This is a genomic window from Streptomyces sp. NPDC050164 (assembly GCF_044459945.1).
GTDB lineage: Bacteria > Actinomycetota > Actinomycetes > Streptomycetales > Streptomycetaceae > Streptomyces > Streptomyces coeruleorubidus_A.
Genome location: NZ_JBITJK010000033.1, coordinates 1 through 26,167 on the forward strand (window position 1 = coordinate 1; position 26,167 = coordinate 26,167).

Genomic DNA, 26,167 nt, shown 5'->3' on the forward strand with positions numbered 1-26,167 from the left:
CTGGCGTTGACTTTTGGCACGCTGTTGAGTTCTCAAGGAACGGTCGCTTCCTTTGTACTCACCCTCTCGGGCTTTCCTCCGGGCGCTTCCCTTCGTGTTTCCAACTCTACCAGTGTTTTTCCGGCCCTCTGACCACCGTCCTGCAGGCATGCAGAAAGTGACCCCGAGATAGGATCTTACGAGTTGGGTGCTGCCCGGCGAGGACCCGTGGTTGCGTCGCTCAGCCCCAAGCAAGAGTACGACTGTACACGCGGCCGTGGAGCCGGAGCAAATCGATTTGGGGTATGGTCTAGACCACTCTGGAGTGCCCACGCGGAACCGACACTTCAGGTGGCATACCCTGCTGAACAGTGTGCCGTCCGGTACCGGCAGGGACGGCCCATATCGATCTCCACCCCTGGGAGGCTTCCCATGACCACCGTGACGTCCCCACTCGCAGGACGTGCCATCGGACTGGCAGCCGTGCCGGATCCGGTCTTCTCCGGGGCCATGGTCGGCCCGGGCACAGCGATCGACCCCGTACGTGAGCCCTCCGAGGCCGTCTCGCCCGTGGATGGCGTCATCGTCTCCCTGCACCCGCACGCGTTCGTCGTCGTCGACGAGAACGGTCACGGCGTGCTCACCCACCTCGGTATCGACACCGTGCAGCTCAACGGCGAGGGATTTGAGCTGCTCGTGAACAAGGGTGACACCGTCAGGCGCGGTCAGGGCATCGTGCGCTGGAACCCGGCAGCCGTCGAGGCCGCCGGCAAGTCCGCGGTCTGCCCGATCGTGGCACTGGAGGCCACGGCCGAAGCGCTCTCCGATCTTCGTGACGACGGCGATGTGAAGGCCGGCGACAGTCTCTTCCTCTGGAAGTGACGTCAGTGCCGTCGTAGGGCGGCTTGCAGGAGAACCAACGCGGCGGTTGGATCCGCCGCACTATCGGAGACGGGTGAGATGGACACAACGCTGCGAGGCGTCGGCGTGAGCCACGGTGTGGCTATCGGCGAGGTTCGGCATATGGGAACGGCGGTGCTGGAGCCGCCTGCGAAGCAGATCCCCGCGGAAGAGGCGGAGCGTGAACAGGGGCGCGCCCGCAAGGCCGTGGAGGCTGTGGCGGCCGACTTGATGGCACGGGGCAACCTGGCGGGGGGTGAAGCCCAGGCGGTGCTCGAGGCGCAGGCCATGATGGCCCAGGATCCCGAGCTGATGGCGGACGTGGAGCGGCGGATCGCCGTCGGCAGCACGGCCGAGCGCGGGGTGTACGACGCGTTCGCCTCGTACCGCGAGCTCCTCGCGGGTGCCGGTGAGTACCTCGCCGGTCGCGTGGCCGACCTCGACGACGTGCGGAATCGTATCGTCGCCCGTCTGCTGGGGGTGCCGATGCCGGGTGTGCCCGACAGCGACGAGCCCTATGTCCTTGTCGCCCGTGACCTCGCGCCTGCCGACACCGCGCTGCTGGACCCGACTCTGGTCCTCGGCTTCGTCACCGAGGAGGGCGGTCCGACCAGTCACAGCGCGATTCTGGCGCGGGCTCTCGGGGTGCCGGCCGTGGTCGCGCTTCCGGGCGCCGGTGAGCTCGCCGAGGGCACGATGATCGCCGTCGACGGCAGCACCGGCGAGATCTTCGTGGACCCGAGCGATGAGAAGAAGGCTCAGCTCGAGGCCGCGGCCGCCGAGCGCAGGGCGGCGCTGGCGGCCTCGGCGGGTCCCGGTGCCACCGCGGACGGTCACAAAGTGCCGCTGCTCGCCAACATCGGCGGCCCTGCGGATGTGGAGGCAGCTGTCGAGGCCGGTGCCGAGGGTGTCGGTCTCTTCCGTACCGAGTTCCTCTTCCTGGACGACAGCAAGCAGGCGCCGTCCGAGGAGAAGCAGGTCGCTGCGTACCGGCAGGTGCTGGAGGCGTTCCCCGAGGGGCGCGTCGTGGTGCGGGTGCTGGACGCGGGCGCGGACAAGCCGCTCGACTTCCTGACGCCGACCGACGAGCCGAACCCGGCACTCGGTGTGCGGGGCCTGCGGACCCTGTTGGATCACCCCGATGTCCTGCGTACCCAGCTGACGGCCCTCGCGAAGGCCGCGGAAGGGCTGCCGGTCTACCTCGAGGTCATGGCCCCGATGGTCGCGGACCGCACCGACGCCCGGGCCTTTGCTGACGCATGCCGAGAGGCTGGGCTACGGGCGAAGTTCGGCGCGATGGTCGAGATCCCGTCGGCCGCGCTGCGGGCGCGCTCGATTCTCCAGGAGGTCGAGTTCCTGTCGCTGGGGACGAACGACCTGGCGCAGTACACCTTCGCCGCCGACCGTCAGGTGGGTGCGGTCTCCCGCCTGCAGGATCCGTGGCAGCCCGCGCTGCTGGACCTGGTGGCGCTGTCCGCCGAGGCGGCGAAGGCCGAGGGCAAGAGCTGTGGCGTCTGTGGTGAGGCCGCGTCCGACCCGCTGCTCGCCTGTGTGCTGGCTGGTCTGGGCGTCACCTCTCTTTCGATGGGCGCGGCGTCGATTCCCTATGTCCGGGCCACACTGGCGAAGTACACGCTGGCGCAGTGCGAGCGGGCTGCTGCTGCGGCGCGGGCCTCGGACAGCGCCGAGGATGCGCGCAGCGCGGCGCAGGCGGTGTTGTCGGGCGAGTGAGCCGGGCATGGCCGGCCGATGGCTGCCCGGGCGGGGCGCTCCACTGAGGTGGGGCGCCCCGCGCGTTTTCAGTGGTTGTGTCCCTGTGCCGGTTTCACCTCTCCCAGGTCGGGCGGCTCGCAGTAGTCGACGTTGGATTCGGGGGAGATCAGGTCGCCGGATTCGACGTCGGTGCAGTAGGCGTCGAAGACCTCTCCCGCGGTGAGGGGCTCGAGTCCGTACGCGCGCAGGCGCCAGCCGTAGACGCGGTCGGGGCTGCCTGGGGCGCTGACGCGGATGACGAGGCCTCCGGGGCTTCCGGTGGCCAGGCCGAGGGCCAGGACCGTGGTGAACTCGAGGGCTTCGGTCTCGTCCAGTTCGACGGCGTCGCAGGTGTCGGCGACGTGGAGGGCGGCGACGAGCGTCTCGGGCGGTCCGGTGACGCTGCATACGAGGTGCCGATTGCCGGATGGGGCCGTGTCGAGGATGCGGACGAGAAGATCCGCGGCCCGGGCGAAGGCTGCGCGTCCGATGTCTTCGCCGCAGGACGTGCAGGCGCCCAGGCGAGCGAGGAGTGTGGTCGCGTACTCCCAGGTGGCCTGTCGCACTGCCTCGTCGACGAGGTCCGGGAGCAGATCGGACAGTGGCTGGCCGTCGTACGGAAGGGTCGGGCCTGTGACCGCGAGTCGTGCTGTGAAGCGTGTGCGGCTCGACGGGCTGTCGGGGTCGAGGCCTTCTTGCGTGCAGAACTCGGCGTACTCCTCGGGGTCGAAGAGGGCCACCGTGGTGTGGCTGCCTTGTAGGGCACGTGTCCTGAGGAGGCCCTCCACATGCTTGAGGTAGGCCGCGTGGTCGTCGAAGGTGAAGCTGCGGTAGCGCCGCATGGCCCGGAAGTCGTGCTCGTCGGTGAGCAGGCCGATGGTGCCGGCGATTTCGCGGCGCAGGACACGTCGCATGGTCCGGCTGTCGGTGTGCGTCATTGTTCCCCCTGTGCACGGTCGATCAATGCTCACTCACAGTAATCGGAGGCACTGACAATCGGGCCCTGGGCAAGGGAGTCGCATGCGGCTGACGAAGAAAACCGCAGGTCGGCGACTAGGTAGCCAATCTGGTCGCGTCGACGGTCATGGTGACGACGAGTGGTCTGACGTGAGGCCTCGGACTCACCGTCGTCTCCGGTGAGTCCGAGCGTGGTGCCGGTCAGGCGCGTTTACGGGCCAGGTCCTCGTAAAAGCTCAGCAGGTCGAGGTTGTCGATGGAGCCCGGGTTGACCGCCTTCTCCAGCGGGGTTCCCTGGAGGAGGCGTTTGACCGGGACCTCGATGCGCTTGCCGGTCAGGGTGTGGGGGACGCCGGGCACTTCGATGATCTCATCGGGGACGTGGCGCGGTGAGAGTTGTTCGCGGATGGTCTGCTTGATGCGGTTCAGCAGGGCCTCGTCGAGGACGGCTCCGGGGGCCAGGTGGACGAAGAGGGGCATCCAGTAGCCGCCGTCGGGCTGTTCGATGCCGATGACGAGGGATTCCCTGATCTCGGGGAGACGCTCCACGGCCTCGTAGATGTCGGCGGATCCCATCCGTACGCCCTGGCGGTTGAGCGTGGAGTCGGAGCGTCCGTGGATGACGACGGATCCGCGGGAGGTGACGGTGATCCAGTCGCCGTGCCGCCATACGCCGGGGTACGTGTCGAAGTAGCTGTCGTGGTAGCGGCTGCCGTCGGGGTCGTTCCAGAAGTGGATGGGCATCGACGGCATGGGGTTGGTTACGACGAGTTCGCCGACCTCGTCGATCATGGGGGTGCCGCTCGGGTCCCATGACTGGAGGTCGGTGCCGAGGCAGGGGGCCTGGAGCTCGCCGACGTGGACCGGGAGGGTCGGTACCGCTCCGGCGAAGCAGGAGCACACGTCCGTGCCGCCGCTGACGGAGGCGATCCACAGGTCGTCGCGGACCTCGTCGTGGAGCCAGCGGAAGCCGTCGGGGGGCAGGGGTGAGCCCGTTGTGGCGACGCACTGGACGGAGGAGAGGTCGAACTCGCGGGACGGGTGTACGCCCGCCTTGCGGCAGGCCATGACGTAGGCGGCCGAGGTGCCGTAGAGGGTGGCTTTGGTGCGCTCGGCGATGCGCCACTGGGCGCCGGTGTCCGGGTAGCCGGGGCTGCCGTCGTAGAGGACGATCGTGGTGCCGGTGAGCAGGCCGGAGACGAGGAAGTTCCACATCATCCAGCCGGTCGACGTGTACCAGAAGAAGCGGTCCTCGGGGCCCAGGTCGCAGTGCAGGCCGAGTTGCTTGAGGTGCTCGACCAGGATGCCGCCCTGGGACTGGACGATGGCCTTGGGCAAGCCGGTCGTGCCGGAGGAGTAGAGCACCCACAGGGGGTGGTCGAAGGGCACCTGCTCGAAGACGGGGTCCGTGTCGGCGGAGGTGAGGGCCGACCAGTCCAGGGCGCCCTCGGGGGCCTCGGTGCCGAGGAGGGGGATGTGGACGACGGCACGCAGAGTGGGCAGTTCGCGGCGCAGTTCGGCGACGGTCTCGCGCCGGTCGTGCTCCTTGCCCCCGTAGCGGTACCCGTCGACCGTGAACAACAGGACGGGTTCGACCTGCTGGAAGCGGTCGAGGACGCTGCGGGCGCCGAAGTCGGGTGCGCAGGACGTCCAGACGGCGCCCACGGCGGCTGTGGCGAGGAGGGCGGTCACGGCCTGCGGGACGTTGGGGAGATAGCCGCTGACGCGGTCTCCGGGGCGTACGCCGAGGGCGCGCAGCTCGGCGGCCAGGGAGCCGACCTGGCGGCGCAGCTCGGCCCAGGTGACGGGGCTTGGTTCGTGCGTCTCGTCGACGTACAGGAGAGCCGGTTCGTCAGCGCGGGTGTCGGCCGCGCGGAGGGCGTGTTCGGCGTAGTTCAGGGTTGCCCCGGGGAACCACTGGGCGCCCGGCATCGAGCGGTCGCCGAGCACGCGCGCGTAGGGCGTCGAAAAACGGACGTCGAACCACTCCGTGACGGCTTTCCAGAAGGTGTCCAGCTCGTCGACGGACCAACGCTGGAGGGCCGCGTAGCCGCCCTCGGCGGGGGCGCCGTGATGCTCGGCGGCCCAGGCCTGGAACCTCGTGATCCGTGCCCGGGTGATGCGCTCGGGGTCTGGCTGCCAGAGAGGACTAGCGGTTGACATGGTCGGCTCCCGGACTGTGCGCGTCGTGTGCGTCCCTCCGCGCACGGGCTGGGTGTGCGCGTGACGCGGCTGGCACGGACAATGCCATGTGATCGACTTCGGCACCAGGGCGCGCCCCACATAGTCCATGTCGTGAAGATGTGGTCCCGGCACGGGTGAACGGCAGTTGAACGACACGCGCGCGTGGGGCGGTCAGTGGCAGGGTGAGCAGCATGAACGGTCGTGACCTGGTGCGTTCGGTGATAGCGGTGGGCTCGGTGGGCGCGGCGCAGGGTGTGCGTACCGTACGAGCAGCGTGGCGCAGGCGGCGGGCCGACGCCACCGGGCTTCCGTCTCGGGGGGCGGAGCGTGCCCGGGTGCCCGGAGCCGTGCAGGAGGTGGAGCCGGGGCCGGGCGGCGGTGTCGTCCGGTTCAGCCGGTCGGAGCTGCGGATTCTGGTCGCCGTGAACGGTGCCGTCTTCTGGGGCTGGGACGGGGCGGAGCCCGAGCCGTCGTACGCGCTGGCCGGCCGGTGTCCGGAGGCGGATCCCCGGGCGGTGCTGGAGCCGGACAAGGACGGCGGCTGGCGGGTGGTGGCCGAGCGGGTGACGGTCGTCGTGTCGCGGCATGGCGCGGTGGAGGTGCGCACGCCCGGTGGCGTGACCCTGCGCCGTGATCTGCCCCCGCGGTGGTGGGAGCCGGTCGGCGGCGGCCCGGCGCGGTGGATGCAGCGGTCGGAGGTGGCTGCCGACGCGCGGTTCTTCGGTCTCGGTGGTCGTGCGTCGGGTCCTCGGCTGCCGGACGGGACGTACCGGCTCTGGAACACCGACCCCGGGTTCGCCTTCGCGCCTGGTGACGACCCGCTGTACATCACGATGCCGGTGCAGATGGTCGTGTCCGACGGCGGTACGCATCTGGTGTTCCACGACAGCTCGTGGGACGGCACGGTGACGCTGCGGGAGGGCGAGGAGGGCGAGGGTTCCGGGCACGACCGGGCCGGGACGAGCGAGCTGCGGATGGACGGCGGTCCACTTCGCTGCTGGGTGATGGTGGGTACCCCCGCGCGCGTGCTGCTCGCCTGGGCGTCGCTCACCGGCGCGCCCGCGCTGCCGCCCGCGTGGGCGCTCGGGCACCATCACGCGCGGTGGGGGTTCGGCAGCGAGCAGGAGGTGCGGCGGATCGTCGCGGGTTACCTGGAGCACGGTCTGCCGCTCGACGCCGTGCACCTGGACATCGACCATTTCGACGCGCATCAGGTGTTCACCGTCGACCAGGACCGCTTCCCGAAGCTGCCTGTGCTGGCCGAGGAACTCCGGCGGGACGGCATCCGGCTGGTGTCGATCGTCGACCCGGCCGTGAAGGCCCTGCCCGGCAATGCCGTGTACGACGGTGGGACGGCCGAGGACGCGTTCGTCCGGGACGCCTCGGGGCAGGTCGTGCAGGGTGTCGTGTGGCCCGGGGAGGCGGTGTTCCCCGATTTCACGCACCCGCGCGTGCGGGAGTGGTGGGGCGGTCTCTACGAGGAGCGGCTCGCGCAGGGGTTCTCGGGGTTCTGGCACGACATGAACGAGCCCACGTCGTTCGCCGCCTTCGGGGAGTCGACGCTGCCGCGTTCGGCGCGGCACTCCATGGAGGGGCGGGGCGGTGACCATCGTGAGGCGCACAACGTGTACGCGCTGTGCATGGCCAGGGCCGGCTTCGAGGGGCTGCGGAAACTCACGTCCGAGGAGCGGCCGTTCCTGTTCTCCCGCTCCGGATGGGCCGGCATGCAGCGCTACGGCGGGACCTGGTCGGGGGACGTGGCCACCGGCTGGCCGGGACTGCGGGCGTCCTTGGCGCTGGTGATGGGGCTCGGGCTCTGCGGTGTGCCGTACTCCGGGCCGGACATCGGGGGCTTCGACGGGGATCCCTCGCCCGAGCTGTTCCTGCGGTGGTTCCAGCTGGGCGCGTATCTGCCGCTGTTCCGTACGCACGCGAGTCTGCGGGCGGGGCGCAGGGAGCCGTGGGAGTTCGGTGCCGAGGTGCTGGAGCACGCGCGCGTGGCGCTCGTCGAACGCCGGCGGCTGCTGCCGTACTTCATGACGCTGGCGCATCTGGCGCGGCGTACCGGAGCGCCCTATGTGCGGCCCCTGTGGTGGGCGGCGCCGGAGGAGCGGGCGCTGCGTGACTACGGGGACGCCTTCCTGCTGGGCGACAGCCTGCTGGTGGCGCCGGTGCTCGACCCGGGCGCGGACCGGCGTGCCGTGCAGCTGCCGCGGGGTCGCTGGTACGACACGGCGACGGAGCGGGCGTACGAGGGGCCGGCGCAGGTGCTCGTCGACGCACCTCTGTCGCGGATCCCGGTGTTCGCACGCGCGGGTGCGGTGCTTCCCGTACGCGGCGAGGACGGCGGGCTGGAGCTGGAGGTGTGGGCGCCCGCCCCGGGGCGGACCGGGGGCGGGCTGGTCGTGCCGGACGGGGGCGAGGGGTGGGACGAGCCGGAGATCGAGCGCTACACCGCTCGGTGGATGGGCTGGCGGGTGGTCGTCGAGCGGGAGGGTGAGGACGGCGGGGGCGAGCCGTCCCACCCGGTGCGCGTCCGTGGGGCCGGGGAGCGCTGAGCTCAGATGTAGCGGCCCTCGAACCAGGCCCGTACGGCCACGCTGTGCAGGGGGAAGGCGAGTTCCTCCACCCTGCGCAGGAGGTGCCAGCCCTCCGTCTCGTCCGTGGCGGCGGAGGGCGGCAGGCTCTCGACAGGGCGTTCCGGGAGGAGGCCGAACAGCAGCAGGTGTCCGTCGGGCGAGCTCATCGCGTCGACGAGGCGTACGTCGCGGCCGGCAGCGTCGATGCCGGTTTCCTCTTTGAGTTCGCGTACGACGGCGTGCCGCCAGTCCTCCCGGTCGTCGATGTAGCCACCGGGCAGGGCCGTGCCCCCGCGCGCGGGAGCGACGGTTCGGGTGATGACGACCAGGGCGGTGCCCTTGGTGTCGTACACGGGCTGGAGGGCCACCGCGACCGGGAGTGGATTGCGGTAGGCCACGCTGCCGCACGCCGGGCAGGTGCGGGGCCAGCCGGAGACGCCCTCTCCGTAGGGCGCGCCGCAGCTCGAACAGTGGGAGTCCGGCGCGGAGTTGGAACTGGAGTGCTGAGTTTCGGACACGCGGCGGACTGTAGCCGATCACGGAGAGGGCGTCTCGGGCGGGCGGCTCAGTGAGCGCTGGTGAGCGCCTTCTTGGACACGGGGAAGTCGAAGTAGGTGTTCGGGTAGGGCTCGGGCTTGTAGGTGTAGTGCCACCACTCCTCTGCCAGGTTCACGAAGCCGAGGCCTTCGAGGGTGCTCTTGAGCAGCAGCCGGTTGGCGCGCTGTTCGCCCTGGACGCGTGGGTCGAGGGTGTGCGAGAGGGTGTCGAAGCAGTCGAAGCCGGTGCCCATGTCGACGGAGTTGTCGGGGAACCGCTCCTCCTTGGGTGCGAAGCACGGCACGAGGGGCTCTCCGGGGTGGTACGGCCGGGTCGGCTTCGCCGGCAGTTTCACGAGGGTGACGTCCAGGGTCGATCCGCGGCTGTGGCCGGACTTCTCGGCGATGTAGCCGTCGGCGAACAGCCGGGTTTTGTCGACGTTCGGGTAGAACTCGCCCTTCATGGCCTGGTCGTCGAGGTCCTTGGCCCAGCGGACGAAGTGGTCCACCGCGCGCTGCGGCCGGTAGCAGTCATACACCTTGAGCGTGTAGCCCTGTCGCAGCAGCTTCGTCTGGGCCCTGTGGAGGGCTTGGGCTGCAGGGCGGGTCAGGACGCAGATCGGCTGGGCGTAGCCGTCGATGCGCTCGCCGACGAAGTTGTGCGGGGTGAAGTAGCGGATCTCCTGGACGATCGTGGGGTCCACGCTTCTCAGGGCCACGAGGTCCCTGGGCGCCTGGGGCCCGGTCTCGGCCTGGGCGGTGGCGGTGGGGGCGGTCGCTGCCAGCACGGCGGCGAAGGCGGTGATCAGGCCGCGTGCCACGGTGGTGAGTCGTGTCATGGCTCCTGCGTCTATCAGGAGACGGTCCCGCCGGGGAAGGGATGCCGAAATCCGGAAGGCCGTGGCAGACTTCTGACGTTCCGTCAGATCCGGTCTGCGGGGAGGCACTGTGGCGCGTACACGAACGCCCGTGGCGGCGGGGTGGTTCGCCGGGGAGGGGGACGGTTTCCGGCTGCTCGGAACGTGTTGTGCGGCGTGCGCCTCGGTCTTCTTCCCCCGCGAGGACCATCGCTGCCGCAACCCCGCCTGCGCGGGCGGAGAGTTGACGGAGGTCCCGCTGTCGCGGCGTGGCCGTGTCTGGTCGTACACGGACAGCCGGTATCGGCCGCCGTCACCCTACGTGAGCGATCCGGAACTTTCGTGGGAGCCGTGCGCGTTGATCGCTGTGGAGCTGGAGGCCGAGCGGATCGTGGTGCTGGGACAGGCGGCTCCCGGAGTCACCGTCGAGGATCTGACGGTGGGCATGGAGGTGGAGGTCGTGCCCGGCGTGCTCCACGAGGACGCGGAAACGACCTGGACGACGTGGCACTGGCGGCCGACGGGGGTGAAGGCGTGACGGGCGAGGTGGCGGTGCTGGGCGCGGGCATGCACCCATGGGGCAAGTGGGGACGGAACTTCGTCGAGTACGGCGTCGCAGCCGCCCGCGCGGCGCTGACCGACGCCCGGCTGAACTGGCGGGACATCGGCTCGATCATCGGCGCGGACACCGTCCGCGGCGGCTATCCCGGGTATGTCGCCGGAGCTACGTTCGCGAAAGCACTGGGCTGGCAAGGGGCCCGGGTCGCGAGCGTGTATGCGGCGTGCGCGTCCGGGGCCCAGGCCGTGGACGCCGCGCGGGCCCAGATCCTCTCCGGGCTCGCCGATGTGGTGCTCGTGGTGGGAGCCGATGCCGCTCCCAAGGGGTTCTTCCGCCCTGCGGGCGGCGACCGGCCCGACGATCCCGACTGGCTGCGGTTCCGGATTCTCGGGGCGGCCAATCCCGTGTACTTCGGGTTGTACGCCCGCAGGCGCATGGCCATACACGGTGACACTCCTGAAGACTTCGCACAGGTGAAGGTGAAGAACGCCGCGATGGGAACGCTGAATCCCAACGCGCGCTACCGCAAGCGGGTCACCGCCGAGGAGGTCGCCGCCTCCGCCGTCGTCGCCGATCCGCTGCGGTTGCTCGACATCTGCGCGACCTCCGACGGCGGCGCGGCGGTGGTGCTCTCCAGCTTGGAGTTCGCGCGCCGGCACGGCCATGCGGATCCGGTGCGGATCCGGGCCGTGTCCACGGTGACGCCGCGTTACCCGAACACCGTGCTGGACCTGCCGGACATCGCCACGGACTCCGCGGTGGCCGTCGATCCGCCGGCCGAGACGTTCCGGATGTCGATCGCCCGGGCGGCCTACGAGGAGGCGGGAATCGGGCCGGAGGACCTGTCGCTGGCCGAGGTCTACGACCTGTCCACGGCGCTCGAGTTGCAGTGGTACGAGGACCTGGGGCTGTGCGGTGGGGGCGAGGGCGTGAAGCTGCTGCGGGACGGGGAGACGGCCCTGGGCGGGCGAATACCGGTGAACGCCAGCGGTGGGCTGGCCTCCTTCGGCGAGGCGGTTCCGGCGCAGGCGATAGCCCAGGTGTGCGAGCTCGCCTGGCAGTTGCGGGGTGACGCAGGTGACCGGCAGGTCGCGGGAGCCCGCGTGGGCATCAGTGCGAACCAGGGGTTGTTCGGGCATGGATCGGCGGTGATCGCGGTGCGATGAACCGAGAGGGGCGTACGTGGCACGGGCTGTGCCGGTCACGGCATGGGGCGGGCCGGTCACGGCATGGGGCGGTGCTGGGACGCGACAAGGGCCGGGCCGGGACGGTGTTACAGGGGGGTGCCGAGAATGGCGCGGGGCGGTGCCGGCGCCTAGGCGGGTGGTACGGGCGCTGGTGGGGCGGCTGCGGGCGGGTCTTGGCATACACTGTGTGACCGCTCCGGAATCCTGCGTGAACGTCTCATGAACTGCGCTTGGGCGTGCGCCGATGGAGTCATCATGCTCCCGTGCACTCCTGGACGGACACTCTCCGCTTCGCCTTCCAACCGGTGGTCAATCTGACGACCGGAGCGGTCGCGGGACTGGAGATACTCGCCCGCCCGGAGACCGGCGACATCCTGGCCGAGGCCCGCCGGGATCCCGAGCTCGACAGCCGGCTGGCGGTGTCGGCGGTCCGCGCGGCGGTGCGCAAGGAGACCCTGCTGCCGCTCTTCGTCAACGTGTTCGCCGGTACCCTCGCCGACCTCGGCGGGCTCCCTTCGCTGCACGACGCCGTGCGCGAGGCGGGGCGGCTTCCGTGGGAGGTGACGATCGACGTCTGTCCGACGTACACGCACGTGCCGCAGCGGGCACTGCTGGAGGCGGTGTCCAGGCTGCGCGGTCAGGGCTTCCGGATCTGCGCGGACGGTGTCGGGGACGGGGACGTGCCCTTGCGGCTCCTGTCGGACATCACGCCCGACCTGGTGAAGCTGGACGCGTCGCTGCTGGCGCGGCCGGCGGTGGTGCGGTCGATGCGGACACTGTGCGACGAGTTGGGGGCTCTGCTCGCTGTCGAGGGCGTGGAGACCGAGGGACAGTGCGCGGCGGCGCTGGCGGCCGGGGCACAGCTGGCGCAGGGCGAGCTGTTCGCCCCGCCGGCCCGGCTGCCCGCCGCGGACGTCTACGTTCCGCCCCGCTCCCCCGCCGATGTGGCCGTGCCGCGGTCCGGGCCGTCGGTGCGGGAGTTCGTACGACCCGCCGCGCTGCTGCCCGCCACGGCGTCCGCGGGGCAGGTGCGGGCGCTGCTGACCGGGTCGCCGGACGTGTCCGGTGTGCTGCTCGTGGACACCGCCGGAGTGCCGGTCCGGTCGGTGCACCGGTCCCGCTTCCTGTTGTCGATGTCGGGGCGCTACGGGCATGCCCTGTACGCCGACCGGCCCGCGGCCAAGCTCGGTGATCCACCGCGGACGGTGGGTGTCGACGCCACCGCCTGGGAGGTGCTGGACGTCGTGGCGGTCGGCGAACGGGACCGTACCTCGGACGACGTCGCCGTCGTCGACGAGTACGGGCGGTGTGTGGGCGTCGTACGGCTCGCGGATCTCGTGCGCGCACTGGCCGAGACGCGGGTGGAGGAGGCGGCGGGGCTCAATCCGCTGACGCGTCTGCCCGGCTCTGACACGATCACCGGTGAGGTGGACCGGCGGATCGCGTCCGGGCGGGCCTTCGCGCTGAGCTGGCTGGACGTCGACCACTTCAAGCAGGTCAACGACGGAGCCGGGTTCGCGGCGGGCGACGAGCTGATCCGGGCGGTGGGGCGAGCGCTGCAGCAGGCCGCGACCGACGGCACCCGCGTGGGACACATCGGCGGCGACGACTTCCTGGTACTCGCCGAACCGGAAGGCCTCGATCCGCTGGCCGCCTCCGTGCTGGACGCCCCGTGGTCGGCGGGCGGTCGGCCGGTCACGCTGTCGCTCGCCACGGTGCTGTGCGCACCGGGCAGCGTGACCGACCACCGGCAGGCGGCTGCTTGTCTCGCGCCGCTGAAGAAGGCGGCGAAGGCGTTGCACGGGGCGAGTTGGGTGCTGGGCCGAGCGGGCAGGCCCGGGCATGAGACCCGCCGTGGCGGCGAGCCGACGCCGGCACCGGCGCGGTGTGGAGTGGCGGAGCCGGGCGGCGGCTGAGAGGGGTGTGCCGGGCTCCTGGGGCGGGCTGAGGCCATCGGGGGGTATGGGGGTCGTACGGACGCCGGTGGGGTTGTGGCGCTGTCGAGGGCGGGCGCCTGGGCACGGCTGCGCCCCGCCCGCAGGGCCCTGAACGGGGCCGGGACCGGGGCGCAACTCGTCCGGTTGAGAGACCGCCTGGTCAGGTGGATGCTGGTGGCTAGCAAGCGAGAGTCAGGTGCGGCTGGGCGGTCGCCTGCGGCGGGGCTCAGCGAAGGCCGGACGACACCACCAGCAAGGCCTCGCGCGGCTCGCCAAGGACCGCGTAGGCACCGACCAGATCCGAACAACGACCCGACCGGGCGCCGCCAGGGCCGTGCAACCGGCCACCCGGCCCGCCAGGAGCCCGACCGCCGTCACATGGCCGTCAACCGTTGCGGTCGGCGACCTTGACGCCCCCTGGGCGCCGGTGAACACTTCCGGTGTCAGTCGACATCGCCGTACATACTCGGCGTATCCGGCACTGCGGCGCGCTGGCGCGCCTGCGCCAAGGCCCTTTCCCCCACGGGCGATTCGGCTGCGACGGCACGCTCGTCACGGATGCCGGGCGGGGCGCGGGATCTCCCTGCCTTCGGCTGAAGTAGCCATGGGAAACGCACCCTGCACATGAGGACCGGGGCGGATCGTCCCCGGGCCTTGGCCTAGGAGCCGCCATGAGCAACGTAGACATCTTCGTCGGCGAGATCATCGGCACGGCGATCCTGATCCTTTTCGGCGCGGGCGTCTGCGCCGCCGTCACCCTGAGATTCTCGAAGGCAAGGGCGTCGGGCTGGATCGTCATCGCGTTCGGCTGGGGATTCGGTGTCCTGGCCGGCGCGTACACCGCCGCCCCGCTGTCGGGCGGCCACATCAACCCCGCGGTCACTCTCGGCGTGGCCGTCGACACCGGCGTGTGGAGCAAGGTCTGGGTTTACCTGCTCGGGCAGATCGTGGGGGCGATGCTGGGTGCCGTCCTGGCGTACCTGCTCTACTTCGCCCAGTTCCGGGCCAACGTACGGCAGACGGGCACCACGGACGGCACGGTGGACGAGCCGGTGCCGACGCTCGGCATCTTCTCCACCATCCCTGAGATCAGGAACCCGATCGCCAACCTGATGACGGAGATCCTCGCGACCATCGCCCTGGTGCTTCCCATCCTCGCGCTGGTCGGCAATGACAGGTTCGTCAAGGGTGTCGGCATCGGACCGATCCCGGGCGAAGAAACCGGAATCTATGGCTCCGGCATCTCGATCCTTCTGGTGTCCCTGCTGGTCGTCGGGATCGGCCTCTCGCTCGGTGGGCCCACCGGCTACGCGATCAACCCCGCACGTGACCTGGGTCCGCGCATCGTGCACCAGTTCCTCCCGATCCCGAACAAGGGAACGTCCGACTGGGGGTACGCCTGGATCCCGGTGGTGGGGCCCGCGGTCGGCGGAATTCTCGGGGCCCTCATCTACAACGCAGCCTTCTGACCAAGCGATCAAGAGGTAGCCATGACGGACAACTCCGAGAAATTCGTAGCAGCGATCGACCAGGGCACCACCTCAAGCCGCTGCATCGTCTTCAATCAGGACGGCGCCATCGTCGCCGTGGACCAGCGCGAGCACCGCCAGATCTTCCCGAAACCCGGGTGGGTGGAGCACGACGCCACCGAGATCTGGTCCAAGGTGCAGGCGGTGGTCGCCGGGGCGCTCGCCAAGGCCGGGCTGCGTGCCGACCAGCTGAGCGCGATGGGGATCACGAACCAGCGCGAGACGACCCTCCTGTGGGACCGCGCGACGGGGAAGCCGGTGCACAACGCCATCGTGTGGCAGGACACGCGGACGGCGGCGCTGTGCAACCAGCTGGGCGGCTCGGAAGGGCAGGACCGTTTCCGCGAGCAGACGGGTCTGCCGCTGGCCACCTACTTCTCCGGGCCCAAGGCGGCCTGGCTGCTCGACAATGTGCCGGATCTCCGGGCGCGTGCCGAGCGCGGTGAGATCGCCTTCGGAACGATGGACTCCTGGCTGATCTGGAACCTCACGGGCGGCACGGACGGCGGGCAGCACGTCACCGACGTGACCAACGCCGGGCGCACCATGCTGATGAACCTGGAGACCCTGCAGTGGGACTCCTCGATCCTCTCGGCGATGAACATCCCCGAGGCCATGCTGCCCGAGATCCGGTCCTCCGCCGAGGTGTACGGCACCGCCTTCGGCCAGCTCGCCGGTGTGCCCGTGGCCTCCGCGCTGGGCGACCAGCAGGCCGCCGTGTTCGGACAGGCCTGCTACGACGTGGGCACCGCGAAGAACACGTACGGCACGGGAAGCTTCCTGCTGCTCAACACCGGCAACCGCCCGGTGTCGTCGAAGAGCGGTCTGCTGACGACCATGGGGTACAAGATCGGGAGCGAGGCGCCGGTCTACTGCCTGGAGGGGTCGATAGCCATAACGGGCGCGCTGGTCCAGTGGTTCCGCGACCAGCTCGGCATCATCCGTACCGCCGACGAGATCGAGCCCCTGGCCGCGAGCGTGGAGGACAACGGCGGCGCGTACATCGTGCCGGCGTTCTCGGGCCTGTTCGCACCGTACTGGCGCTCCGACGCGCGTGGCGTGGTCACCGGGCTGACCCGGTACGTCACCAAGGCGCACCTCGCGCGCGCGGTGCTGGAGGCGACGAGCTGGCAGACACGCGAGGTCGTGGACGCCATGTACCAGGACTCCGGGGTGCACATCACCACCCTGAAGGTCGACGGCGGCATGACGAAGAACAACCTGCTCATGCAGCACCAGGCGGACGTGCTCGACGTGCCGGTGGTGCGGCCCAAGGTCTCCGAGACGACCTGCCTGGGCGCCGCGTACGCGGCCGGTCTGGCCACCGGTGTGTGGAACGACCTGGACGAGCTCAAGGCGCACTGGCAGAAGGACGTCGAGTGGACGCCGTCCATGGAGGCGTCGGTACGGGACCGCGAGCACCACAACTGGCGCAAGGCCGTGGAGCGGAGCTTCGGCTGGGAGGAGGACGGCGACAGCTAGCCACACGCGCGTGGAGCTTGATTCGGACCACGCGCGCGTGGAGCGGCGTTTCCGGACTGCGGACCGTATCCCTGTCGGCGGGCGTACGGTCCGCGCCCGCCGGTCGGCCGAGCGTCAGCTGGTGACCGTCTGGCGGCGGTCGGCCGCGTACGCCATGGCGTGCTGGACGACGCCGATGAGTGCCTCCTTGACCGACTCGCGGTCGCGGGCGTCGCACATCAGGAGCGGTACGCCGTCGTCGAGGTCGAGGGCCTGGCGCACGTCCTCGACCGGGTAACGCGGGGCGCCCTCGAAGCAGTTGACGCCGACGAGGAACGGTATGGCGCGCCTTTCGAAGTAGTCGACGGCGGCGAAGCAGTCCTCCAGGCGGCGGGTGTCGGCGAGGACGACGGCACCGAGCGCCCCCTCGGAGAGCTCGTCCCACATGAACCAGAACCGCTCCTGGCCGGGCGTGCCGAAGAGATACAGCACCAGGTCCTCGCGGAGCGTGATGCGGCCGAAGTCCATGGCCACGGTCGTGGTGTGCTTGCCCTCCACACCGCTGATGTCGTCGACCGGGCGCCCGGCCTCGGTGAGCAGTTCCTCGGTGCGCAGCGGCCGGATCTCGCTGACCGCGCCGACGAGCGTGGTCTTGCCCACGCCGAAGCCGCCGGCCACCAGGATCTTGAGCGTGACGGGCTCGACCGGAGGCTTGCCGCGCTCAGAACGCCCGAAGATCATCGATCTCTTCTCCTGCTTGATGGGGGTCGGGCGACGGCGGGCCGTAGCCTCCGCCACCTGGGGTTTCGATGACGAGTACGTCGCCGGTGACGACGTCCGCGGAGTCGCTGCCGCCGAGTTCGGTCACGGTGCCGTCGGCGTGTTCCACCCGGTTGGCACCGAGAGCGCCCGGCTCGCCGCCCGCCATACCGTACGGGGGGACACGGCGGTGCTGGGACAGCGTGGAGACGGTCATGGGCTCCAGGAACCGGATACGACGCACGGCACCGTCGCCGCCGCGCCACCGGCCGGCTCCGCCGCTGCCGCGCCGGACCGCGAATTCCTCGAGGCGCACGGGCAGTCGCCATTCCAGGACCTCGGGGTCGGTGAGGCGGGAGTTGGTCATGTGGGTCTGGACGGCCGGGGCGCCGGGGAAGCCGTCGCCCGCGCCGGATCCGGAGGCGACGGTCTCGTAGTACTGGTGGCGTTCGTTCCCGAAGGTGACGTTGTTCATCGTCCCGGAGCCCTCCGCCTGGACGCCGAGCGCCGCGTAGAGGGCACCGGTGATGGCCTGGGAGGTCTCCACGTTGCCGGCGACGACGGCGGCCGGCGGCTCGGGTGAGAGCAGGGAGCCGGGCGGTACGACGATGTCCAGGGGGCGCAGGCAGCCGTCGTTGAGGGGGATGTCGTCGGCGACGAGGGTGCGGAAGACATACAGGACAGCCGCGTTGACGACCGCGAAGGGAGCGTTGAAGTTGGTCGGCAACTGCGCCGACGTGCCGGTGAAGTCGATGGTCGCAGCGCGGTTGTCGCGGTCCACGCGCACGCTCACGCGGATGACGGCTCCCGAGTCGGTCTCATAGGCGTAGTCGCCGTCGTCGAGGGCGTCGATGACGCGGCGTACGGCCTCTTCCGCGTTGTCCTGAACGTGCCTCATGTAGGCCTGGACGACGTCGAGGCCGAAGTCCTCGATCATGCGGCCGACCTCATCGACGCCCTTCTGGTTGGCGGCGATCTGGGCGCGCAGGTCGGCGAGGTTGGTCTTCGGGTTGCGGGAGGGGTACGGGGCCTCGGTGAGGAGGCGGAGGGTCTCGTCCTCGCGGAAGCGGCCGTTCTCGGCGAGCAGCCAGTTGTCGAAGAGGACGCCCTCCTCCTCGATGCTGCGGCTGTTCGCGGGCATGGAGCCGGGGGCGATGCCGCCGATCTCGGCGTGGTGGCCGCGTGAGGCGACGTAGAAGAGGATCTCGGGGTCACTCTCCGTGCCGTCCGACGGTGTGGTGTCGAAGACCGGGGTGATCACGGTGACGTCGGGCAGATGGGTGCCGCCGTGGTAGGGGTCGTTGACGGCGTAGGTGTCGCCCGGGCGCATGCGGGAGCCGCGCCGCCGGATGACCTCCTTGACGCTCGTGCCCATCGAGCCCAGGTGGACGGGGATGTGCGGGGCGTTGGCCACCAGGTTTCCGTCCGGGTCGAAGAGCGCGCAGGAGAAGTCCAGGCGCTCCTTGATGTTGACGGACTGGGCGGTGGATTCGAGGCGGGCGCCCATCTGTTCGGCGATGGACATGAAGAGGTTGTTGAAGACCTCAAGCAGGACCGGGTCGACTTTCGTGTCGAGATCGGAACTCTCCGTAATCGCGGCGCGTTCCATGACCAGATGCCCGTCGTCGGTCGCCACGGCCCGCCAGCCGTCGTCGACGACGGTCGTCGCACCGGCTTCGGTGATGATCGCGGGACCGGTGACGGTGTCGCCGGGGGGAAGGGCCTCGCGGCGATGGAGGGGTACGTCGCGCCAGGCTCCGCCTGTGTGGAGGCGGACGGACTGGGGCGCCGCGGGGCTGCCGTCGGCGGTGGCTTCGTAGGGGGCGAGAGCGGAGAGATCGGGGGGTTCGGTGATGCCGGTGGCTTCGACGGAGAGGGCTTCGACGACGATCGGGCGGTCGAGCGTGAAGGAGTACGTGGCGCGATGACGTTCTTCGAAAGCCTGCCGCATCGCGCTGGGCTCGGTCAGCTCGACGGTGAGGGTGGTGTCGGTGCCGTCGTAGCGGAGCTGCGAGCGGCGGGTGATCTCGATGTGCTCCTCGGGGACGTCCTCGGCGAGGAGTTCGGCGCGTGCCGCGGCTTCCAGGTCTTCGGCGGTCTTGAGGACGCCGGGCATGGAGGCGGGTTCCAGGGGTGCCTCGACGGACTGTTCGCGCATGGCGGTGGTGTCGGCGAGGCCAATGCCGAGTGCGGAGAGGACACCGGCCATGGGCGGCACGAGGACGGTGCGGATGCCGAGCGAGTCGGCGACCAGGCAGGCGTGCTGGCCGCCGGCGCCGCCGAAGGTGGTGAGGGCGTAGCGGGTGACGTCGTGGCCCTTCTGGACGGAGATCCGCTTCACGGCGGACGCGATGTTGGCGACGGCGATCTGCAGGTAGCCCTCGGCGACCTGTTCGGGCGTGCGGTCGTCGCCGGTCTGCTCGCGGATCTCGCGCGCGAGGGCGGTGAACCGGTCCCGGACGAGCGCGTCGTCCAGGGGCTCGTCGCCGTTCGCGCCGAACACCTTCGGGAAGTGGGCGGGCTGGACGCGGCCGAGCATGACGTTGGCGTCGGTGACGGCGAGCGGACCGCCGCCGCGGTAGCAGGCGGGCCCCGGGTCCGCGCCCGCCGAGTCAGGCCCTACGCGGTAGCGGGAGCCGTCGAAGTGGAGGACCGAGCCGCCGCCGGCGGCGACGGTGTGGATGTCCAGCATGGGGGCGCGCAGCCGGACGCCGGCGATCCGGCTGTCGAAGACACGTTCGTACTCGCCCGCGAAGTGGGAGACGTCGGTGGAGGTGCCGCCCATGTCGAAGCCGATGACGCGGTCGAAGCCGGCGAGCTGCGACATGCGGGCCATGCCGACGATGCCACCGGCCGGCCCGGACAGGATGGCGTCCTTGCCGCGGAACTGCCCGGCCTCGGTGAGGCCGCCGTTGGACTGCATGAACATCAGCCGTACGCCTTCCAGGACGTCGGCGACGTGCCGGACGTAGCGGCGCAGGACAGGACAGAGGTAGGCGTCGACGACGGCGGTGTCCCCGCGGGGGACGAGTTTCATCAGGGGGCTGGCCTCGCTGGAGAGCGAGATCTGCGGGAAGCCGATGCGGGCGGCGAGTTCCCCGACGGCCTGTTCGTGGGCGGGGTGCAGGTGGCTGTGCATGCAGACCACGGCGACGGCCCGGATCCCGTCGTCGTACGCCGCCTGGAGGCGCCCGGCGAGGGCGTCCAGGTCGGGCGCGAGCAGGACGGTGCCGTCGGCGGCGATGCGCTCGTCGACCTCGACGACCCGTTCGTACAGCAGCTCGGGCAGTTCGATGCGGCGGGCGAAGATGCTCGGGCGGTTCTGGTAGGCGATGCGCAGGGCGTCGCGGAAGCCGCGGGTGATGACCAGCAGCGTGTGCTCGCCCTTGCGCTCCAGGAGGGCGTTGGTGGCGACCGTCGTGCCCATGCGCACGGTGTCGACGGCGTCGCCGGAGCCGGCCAGCAGGACGCGGACGCCCTCGACCGCCGCGTCGGCGTAGCGGGCGGGGCTGTCCGACAGCAGCTTGTGCGTGAGCAGCCGGCCGTCCGGGCGACGCGCGACGATGTCGGTGAAGGTGCCGCCTCGGTCGACCCAGAACTGCCAGCCAGTCACGTCAGTACCCCACTTCCGCGCTGCTCACAGCGCCCGGAGGCCGTTGATCACGTCGCGCAGAATACTCTCGTCCGGCAGTTCGGCAGGGGGTACGGGCCGGTTCACATGGACGAATTCCGCGTCCACGAGGTCTCCTACAAGGACCCGTACCACCCCGATCGGCAGGTCGAGTTCCGCCGCGAGTTCGGCGACCGACTGCGGGACGTCACGACACAGATCGACGATGTCCACATGCTCCGGGGAGAGCATGTGGTCGGCTTCCGGATCGTCCGCGTGCGGTTCCGTGACCACGACCGCGATCAGGTCCAGGCGGTGCTGACCCTGGCTGCTGGTGCGGCCGCGCGTCATGGCGTACGGACGGACGACCGGTCCGGCCTCGTCGTCGAACCAGTGGCTTCTTCCCTGACCGTCAGCGCTCATGCCATCCCACTACCCGCCTGCGGGCAGATCGGTGCGCGGAGCGGCGCCCAGATGCACACCCACTCGCTTCACGAGGAGCGTCATCTCGTAGGCGACCTGGCCGACGTCCGAGTCGGCGTCCGAGAGGACGGCGAGGCAGCTGCCGTCGCCGGCGGCCGTCACGAACAGGAAGGCGTCGTCGAGCTCGACGACCGTCTGGCGGACGTTGCCGGCCTCGAAGTGGCGTCCCACGCCCTTGGCGAGGCTGTGGAAGCCGGAGGCGACGGCGGCCAGGTGCTCGCTGTCCTCCCTGGTCAGATCCCTGGATACTCCCGTCGGCAAACCGTCGCCGGAAAGCACGAGGGCCTTGCGGATGCTCGCGACGCGGTCCACCAGGTCGTCGAGGAGCCAGTTCAGCTCGCCCTTGTTGACTGCGGTGTGGCCGGTGGCCTTCGGTGCGGTCATCGACCGTCCCCCTCTGTCGTTCCTTGTCGTGCTGTGCCGCGGTGGGCGGCATCGCCCGTTGCGTTCTCCTCGCGGCCGCGCTGCCAGCCGCGCTGGAGCGAGGCCATACGGCTGCGTACTTCATCGGCGTCGCGTTCGACGGGCTCGGCTCTGTCCTCCGTACGCGGCTCGGACCCTCGCTTCAGCTGCGGAGCCAGGTTGGCCTGGCGGACGCGCCGGGGAAGCGGCGCGGTGCCGGAGCCGGACTGGTGCGGTGCGGAGCCGGGGGCCTGTCCCCGTCGTCCGGAGCCGGGAGCCGAGCCGGCCTCCTGGGGTGTGGCGCCAGAGCCGGTCACCTGGCGCGTGGCACCGTCGGTCGTCCCCGGCGTGAGGCCGGAGCGACGGTCGGGGCCGTCCGGGCCGCTCGAGGCGATCTCCGCGCGGCGTGTCCGCGTGGGCAGGGTGGGCGGCTGAGCCCCGGTGCCGGACGAGGTCGGTGATGCGGTGCGGTCGTCGGCGCGGCCGGCCGCGCCGATGCCCCGGCGACCGGACTCCGCACCCCGACGGCGGGCCGGCAGGGGCGGCGGCGTTTCCGGCTCGGTTTCGCCTCGCCCGCTGCCGGTCGAGGAGCCATCGGTGCGGCGGCGGGCCGGAAGCTCGGACGAGGGCTCCGGCCCGGACCGGCCCGTGGCCCCGCCGCTCACGGAGTCGTCGCCCCGGCGACGCGAAGGGAGCGGGGAGGTGCCGCCCGGCTCCGCTCGGCCGGCGCCCGTGGTGGTCTCCTCGTCCGTCTTGCCCCGCCGGGGGCGCTGCTCGGTGACCGGGCGCCCGTGCGAGCTGACCAGTTTCGGAGTGTGGCGGCGCGGCAGCTGGACCGGGGCGCTCGGCTCGTCCTCGGTGTCGGTCCGGCCGTGTGCGCTGTGGGCGTCGGCGGCCTGGTGCGGATCGGGTCGGCGGCCGGCGGTCTCGTCCTGGGCGCGGGTGAGGGAGGGGCGGGGGCGGAACAGGCCGCCGTGTTCGCTGTCCTCGTCCTCGAGAGCGCCAGGGAAGTCGCCGACGGCGTCCAGGTCGACGGGGGCCTCCAGTTCGACCGGTCCGTCCAGGAGAGAGGCCGGCAGGCCGGGCCGTTGCGCGGACCCCTGGGACAGCGCGGCGCGGCGGCTGTCCTGCGGCTCGCTCTCCTTGGCGAGCTGGGGGCGGTCGAGCCGGAACCCGATGCCGTTCGTGTCCGGGACGTCGTCCGTCAGCAGGGCGTCCGGGATGAAGACGACGGCGGTCGTGCCGCCGTACGGGGAGGGCTGCAGGGAGACGCGGACGTTCTGCCGCTGGGCGAGACGGCTGACCACGAACAGACCGAGCCGGTCGGTGTCGGACAGCTCGAACTCCGGGGTCTCGGCGAGCCGGAGGTTGGCGTCCAGGAGCGCTTCGGCGGCCATGCCGAGGCCGCGGTCGTGGATCTCCAGGGTGAAGCCGTTGGCGACCCGCTCGCCCAGGACCTGGACGGCGGTGTGCGGCGGGGAGAAGACCGTGGCGTTCTCCAGGAGTTCCGCCACGAGATGCGTGATGTCGGCGACGGCCGGGCCGGTGACGGCGATCCGCGGAAGGCGGCGGACCTCGATGCGCTCGTAGTCCTCGACCTCGGCGACGGCGGCGCGTACGACGTCCATGAGCTGGACGGGCTTGCGCCACTGGCGGGAGGGCGCGGCGCCGGAGAGGATCACGAGGCCCTCGGCGTGCCGGCGCATGCGGGTGGTCAGGTGGTCGAGTCGGAACAGGTCGGCGAGTTCCTCGGTGTCCTCGGTCCGGCGCTCCATGGCGTCGAGCAGGGTGAGCTGCTTGTGGAGCAGGACCTGGCTGCGGCGCGCGAGGTTGACGAAGACCTCGGAGACGCCGGCGCGCAACTCGGCCTGCTTGACCGCGGCTTCGACGGCCGCGCGCTGGAGGGTGTTGAGGGCCTGACCGACCTCGCCCATCTCGTTCTTGTCGTACTCCAGGCGCGGGACCTCGGTCTCCACGTCGACCTGCTCGCCCGCCGACAGTCGGCGCATCACGCTGGGCAGCCGCACACCGGACGCCTCGTGGGCCTCCAGACGCAGCTGCCGCAGATCACGGATGAGGGTGCGGCCGACGCGCACGGACAGGAAGAGGGAGAGCAGGAAAGCGAGCAGACCCAGTACGCCGGCGATGACCGCCTTGGCGATGACGCCCATGGCCACCGGTTCGACGCGGTTCTGGTAGCGGTCGTTGGCCTGGTCGTTGAGCGTACCGAGTTCGTCGAGCACATTGCCGGCGGCGCTGTCCCAGCTCTTCGCGGTGACGCCGCGCGGTGTTCCGTCGGTGGCGGAGACGGCCGCTTCCTCGGCCACGCGCAGCGGAGCGGTGGAGGCGTTCTTCCAGAAGCTCTGGTAGCGGTCGCGTTCCGAGACGGGCAGCAGCGGGAGGTTGGTGTCGTACATCAGGGTGCGCTGGGCCACGAGGTCGGAGATGTCGCGCTCTTCGGAGTGGGAGATCTGGCCGACGATCAGGGCGGAGCCGAGGAGGGCGTCCTCGCGGGAGAGCAGTTCGCGGGCGCGGGCCAGATTGACCAGCGCGCGGTACTGCTTGTCCAGTTCCACGTTGTCGACGACGTGGAGGTTGGCTAGCAGGACGTAGCACGGGTCGACCAGCCGGTTGTAGAGGTCGAGGGCTTGTGAGCGGTTGACGGTGCCGTCCTCGACGCTGCGGCGCAGCGACTCGATGCCTTCGAAGGCGTCCAGGACCGCGGTCAGCCGCTCGTCGGTGTCCGCCCCCATCGCGTCGCGCACGTCAGGATTCCGGGCGTTCTCGCGGATGCCGCCGACGGCATCGTCGGTGGCGGTCCGGCTGCGCCGGAGCGCGGCGAGCCCGTCGGAGGCACGGGGGTCGGCGAGATAGACGAGGGTCTGGCGGCGTTCCTCCTGGAGGACCCGGACGGTGTCCTCGATGGGGTAGCCGATCTTCTCCACCACGGACGACACGTTGAACAGGTCGCCCGCCTCACGTCCCGTGAGCACCGTGGCGAAGGCCCAGATCGCGGTCAGGGACACCAGCGGCACGAGGAGCAGCGCCACGATCTTCCGGCGGATGGACTTCCCGCGAAAGCGCATGGCCTCCCCCAGCTCGGGCCCCCGGACTACCGGGGGTACATATGTGCGTCAACAAACGGCGCGAGCCTACTACCGACGCCCAGGGAACTCGAAGACCGGTCCGGAAGCTGAACTTCCGCGCCAGCCACGAGGCATGTGGAGTTGTCCGGGCATTGCGGGAGTTGTCTGCCCTAAACCGATGGTGGACGCACGGGACAACGCCCGTGATGTGGCCTGGCGGTTGGCTGAAATTTTTCGGTTTCCGGGAATCTTCATGGCGAGTTGTTCGTCCTTCTCTACGGGAAATGGGGGCGGAATCGGCCACAGGAGCCGCATCCCGCAACTGGGCGGCGTAAAGCAGCGCAAGCCGGGCAGCCACTGAGGAACACGGGTCTTCGGATGCGAGTGAGCAGTCTGCCGGCGGTGGGGAGTGACACGGTGATGGGCACGGCGGAGCGGCGCGGGGCGCCCAGGGCGGGTGGGGTGCAAATGACGGCGCATCAGGATGCCGAAGCGACTGATCTGGACAGTCCGGCCCGCGAGGCGGAGGTCACGGCTCGAGAGGCCGGGGTTCCGGCTCACGAGGTGGGCCGTGACATGCGCGAGCAGCAGTACTACCGGCCCCTGTGGGTCGAGGAGCCGGCGCGGCGGCGCCGGTTGCCGGATCCGGTACGGACGGCCGCCGTGCGGTCGGTACTCCTCATCGCTGTGACGCTGATCCAGGCCATGGTGGCCTTCCTGTGCACGATGGCCGGGTCCTGGCTTGCGTTTCCCATGGTGATCAGCAGCGTGGTGAGCACGATCGTGGCGACCTGGGGAGCGCTCGACGTGTGGGTGACGCGTCAGGTCTGGAACCAGCGACACGGCGTGGTGTCCATACCGAGCAGCACGGCACGCGCCCTGCGACGCGAGCGGCGCCGGGCCCGACGGCAGGCGCGCGCCGCCGAGCGGGCGCAGGAGCGAATACGCCGACGGGGCGGGGCTGGGCAGTTGTCCCACTCGTAAGCAGTGACGACGGGGCGCCGGCGAGGCGACCGGGTACCGGCCGGACGCTCGGCGGGATCCGGCCCATGCGGCCGATAGCCGAGCCCGTACCCCTCACCGTACGACCGACTGCGCCTCCTCCCCGGTGTTCCGGGCGAGTTCGCGTCTCGCCCGCATGAACGGGCGGGGGGCGGTCCACGACCAGCACGGCGGTCGTACGGCCGTCCTGCTCGTACCGGCGGGGAAGCCGCCCTCGGCCGGTGCACCTGGGGCGCGGTGCTCTTCGTCGCCGTCATCGCGGGCGGCGGCTTCGCCTACTACTGGTTCGTCCAGCGGCACAAGACCGGCGTGCTCGCCGAGCACCGCTCGGACGCCACGGCCACCGCTCCCGTCGCCACCCCGGCGGCCGGCTGAAGGAGGACCCATGTCGGCGAGAAGTGTGCGGAC

19 protein-coding genes are annotated in these 26,167 nt (G+C 70.7%); 10 read left to right on the forward strand and 9 right to left on the reverse strand.

Annotation, left to right across the window (positions count from 1 at the left end; translation table 11 throughout):
* The first annotated feature begins 411 nt into the window (after nt 1-411).
* Both ACIBNA_RS32960 and ptsP read left to right on the forward strand, forming a co-directional pair.
* A complete protein-coding gene (locus ACIBNA_RS32960; RefSeq protein ID WP_059416024.1) occupies nt 412-861 on the forward strand; it encodes a PTS glucose transporter subunit IIA in 450 nt (149 codons plus the stop codon).
* Nucleotides 862-939: 78 nt separating this feature from the next.
* On the forward strand, nt 940-2,610 hold the full coding sequence (gene ptsP / locus ACIBNA_RS32965; protein WP_399168849.1) for a phosphoenolpyruvate--protein phosphotransferase: 1,671 nt from the start codon (nt 940-942) through the stop codon (nt 2,608-2,610).
* Nucleotides 2,611-2,678: 68 nt separating this feature from the next.
* Here the strand turns inward: ptsP and ACIBNA_RS32970 are convergent, their stop codons facing one another.
* Together ACIBNA_RS32970 and ACIBNA_RS32975 are read right to left on the reverse strand one after the other, a co-directional pair.
* On the reverse strand, nt 2,679-3,569 hold the full coding sequence (locus ACIBNA_RS32970) for a hypothetical protein (protein ID WP_399168850.1): 891 nt from the start codon (nt 3,567-3,569) through the stop codon (nt 2,679-2,681).
* Between the two features lie 220 nt (nt 3,570-3,789).
* A complete protein-coding gene (locus ACIBNA_RS32975; protein ID WP_399168851.1) occupies nt 3,790-5,751 on the reverse strand; it encodes an acetoacetate--CoA ligase in 1,962 nt (653 codons plus the stop codon).
* A gap of 212 nt (nt 5,752-5,963) precedes the next feature.
* Between ACIBNA_RS32975 and ACIBNA_RS32980 the strand changes: the two genes are divergently transcribed.
* Entirely contained in the window at nt 5,964-8,330 is a 2,367-nt protein-coding gene (locus ACIBNA_RS32980; RefSeq protein WP_399168852.1) for a TIM-barrel domain-containing protein, read from the forward strand.
* A gap of 2 nt (nt 8,331-8,332) precedes the next feature.
* On the opposite strand, the gene ACIBNA_RS32985 is transcribed toward ACIBNA_RS32980, so the two are convergent.
* Nucleotides 8,333-8,869: an NUDIX domain-containing protein gene (locus ACIBNA_RS32985; protein WP_399168853.1), complete on the reverse strand. Its 537-nt coding sequence runs from the start codon at nt 8,867-8,869 to the stop codon at nt 8,333-8,335.
* 47 nt (nt 8,870-8,916) lie between these two features.
* Nucleotides 8,917-9,726 (reverse strand): M15 family metallopeptidase, encoded by an 810-nt coding sequence (locus ACIBNA_RS32990; protein WP_399168854.1) that lies wholly within the window; start codon nt 9,724-9,726, stop codon nt 8,917-8,919.
* Between the two features lie 130 nt (nt 9,727-9,856).
* Here ACIBNA_RS32990 and ACIBNA_RS32995 point away from each other — a divergent pair, with 130 nt between their 5' ends.
* The 5 genes from ACIBNA_RS32995 to glpK all read left to right on the forward strand — a co-directional run bounded on the left by ACIBNA_RS32995 (nt 9,857) and on the right by glpK (nt 16,438).
* Complete coding sequence (locus ACIBNA_RS32995; RefSeq protein ID WP_399168927.1) at nt 9,857-10,282, forward strand: Zn-ribbon domain-containing OB-fold protein; 426 nt, start codon at nt 9,857-9,859, stop codon at nt 10,280-10,282.
* Nucleotides 10,279-11,469 (forward strand): lipid-transfer protein, encoded by a 1,191-nt coding sequence (locus ACIBNA_RS33000; RefSeq protein ID WP_399168855.1) that lies wholly within the window; start codon nt 10,279-10,281, stop codon nt 11,467-11,469. The genes ACIBNA_RS32995 and ACIBNA_RS33000 overlap by 4 nt, the downstream gene beginning before the upstream one ends.
* 284 nt (nt 11,470-11,753) lie before the next feature.
* Complete coding sequence (locus ACIBNA_RS33005; RefSeq protein ID WP_399168856.1) at nt 11,754-13,406, forward strand: EAL domain-containing protein; 1,653 nt, start codon at nt 11,754-11,756, stop codon at nt 13,404-13,406.
* Between the two features lie 692 nt (nt 13,407-14,098).
* Nucleotides 14,099-14,896 carry an MIP/aquaporin family protein gene (locus ACIBNA_RS33010; RefSeq protein ID WP_399168857.1) on the forward strand — a complete coding sequence of 266 codons (798 nt, stop codon included), beginning with the start codon at nt 14,099-14,101 and terminating at the stop codon, nt 14,894-14,896.
* Between the two features lie 21 nt (nt 14,897-14,917).
* Nucleotides 14,918-16,438: a glycerol kinase GlpK gene (gene glpK / locus ACIBNA_RS33015; RefSeq protein WP_399168858.1), complete on the forward strand. Its 1,521-nt coding sequence runs from the start codon at nt 14,918-14,920 to the stop codon at nt 16,436-16,438.
* Nucleotides 16,439-16,552: 114 nt separating this feature from the next.
* Here glpK and ACIBNA_RS33020 read toward each other — a convergent pair whose 3' ends face one another.
* From ACIBNA_RS33020 to ACIBNA_RS33040, 5 genes are read right to left on the reverse strand one after another with little or no spacing between them, the layout of a single operon-like run.
* Nucleotides 16,553-17,158 (reverse strand): GTP-binding protein, encoded by a 606-nt coding sequence (locus tag ACIBNA_RS33020; protein ID WP_399168859.1) that lies wholly within the window; start codon nt 17,156-17,158, stop codon nt 16,553-16,555.
* Nucleotides 17,139-20,789 (reverse strand): hydantoinase B/oxoprolinase family protein, encoded by a 3,651-nt coding sequence (locus tag ACIBNA_RS33025; protein ID WP_399168860.1) that lies wholly within the window; start codon nt 20,787-20,789, stop codon nt 17,139-17,141. Before ACIBNA_RS33025 ends, ACIBNA_RS33020 begins: the two co-directional genes overlap by 20 nt.
* Nucleotides 20,790-20,813: 24 nt before the next feature.
* Nucleotides 20,814-21,209, reverse strand: coding sequence for a DUF742 domain-containing protein (locus ACIBNA_RS33030; RefSeq protein WP_399168861.1), 396 nt, complete (start codon nt 21,207-21,209; stop codon nt 20,814-20,816).
* A gap of 9 nt (nt 21,210-21,218) precedes the next feature.
* Nucleotides 21,219-21,653: a roadblock/LC7 domain-containing protein gene (locus tag ACIBNA_RS33035; RefSeq protein ID WP_399168862.1), complete on the reverse strand. Its 435-nt coding sequence runs from the start codon at nt 21,651-21,653 to the stop codon at nt 21,219-21,221.
* On the reverse strand, nt 21,650-24,757 hold the full coding sequence (locus tag ACIBNA_RS33040; protein WP_399168863.1) for a nitrate- and nitrite sensing domain-containing protein: 3,108 nt from the start codon (nt 24,755-24,757) through the stop codon (nt 21,650-21,652). Before ACIBNA_RS33040 ends, ACIBNA_RS33035 begins: the two co-directional genes overlap by 4 nt.
* Nucleotides 24,758-25,177: 420 nt before the next feature.
* Between ACIBNA_RS33040 and ACIBNA_RS33045 the strand changes: the two genes are divergently transcribed.
* Both ACIBNA_RS33045 and ACIBNA_RS33050 read left to right on the forward strand, forming a co-directional pair.
* A complete protein-coding gene (locus tag ACIBNA_RS33045) occupies nt 25,178-25,741 on the forward strand; it encodes a hypothetical protein (protein ID WP_399168928.1) in 564 nt (187 codons plus the stop codon).
* Between the two features lie 255 nt (nt 25,742-25,996).
* Nucleotides 25,997-26,134 (forward strand): hypothetical protein, encoded by a 138-nt coding sequence (locus ACIBNA_RS33050; RefSeq protein ID WP_399168864.1) that lies wholly within the window; start codon nt 25,997-25,999, stop codon nt 26,132-26,134.
* Nucleotides 26,135-26,167: the final 33 nt, after the last annotated feature.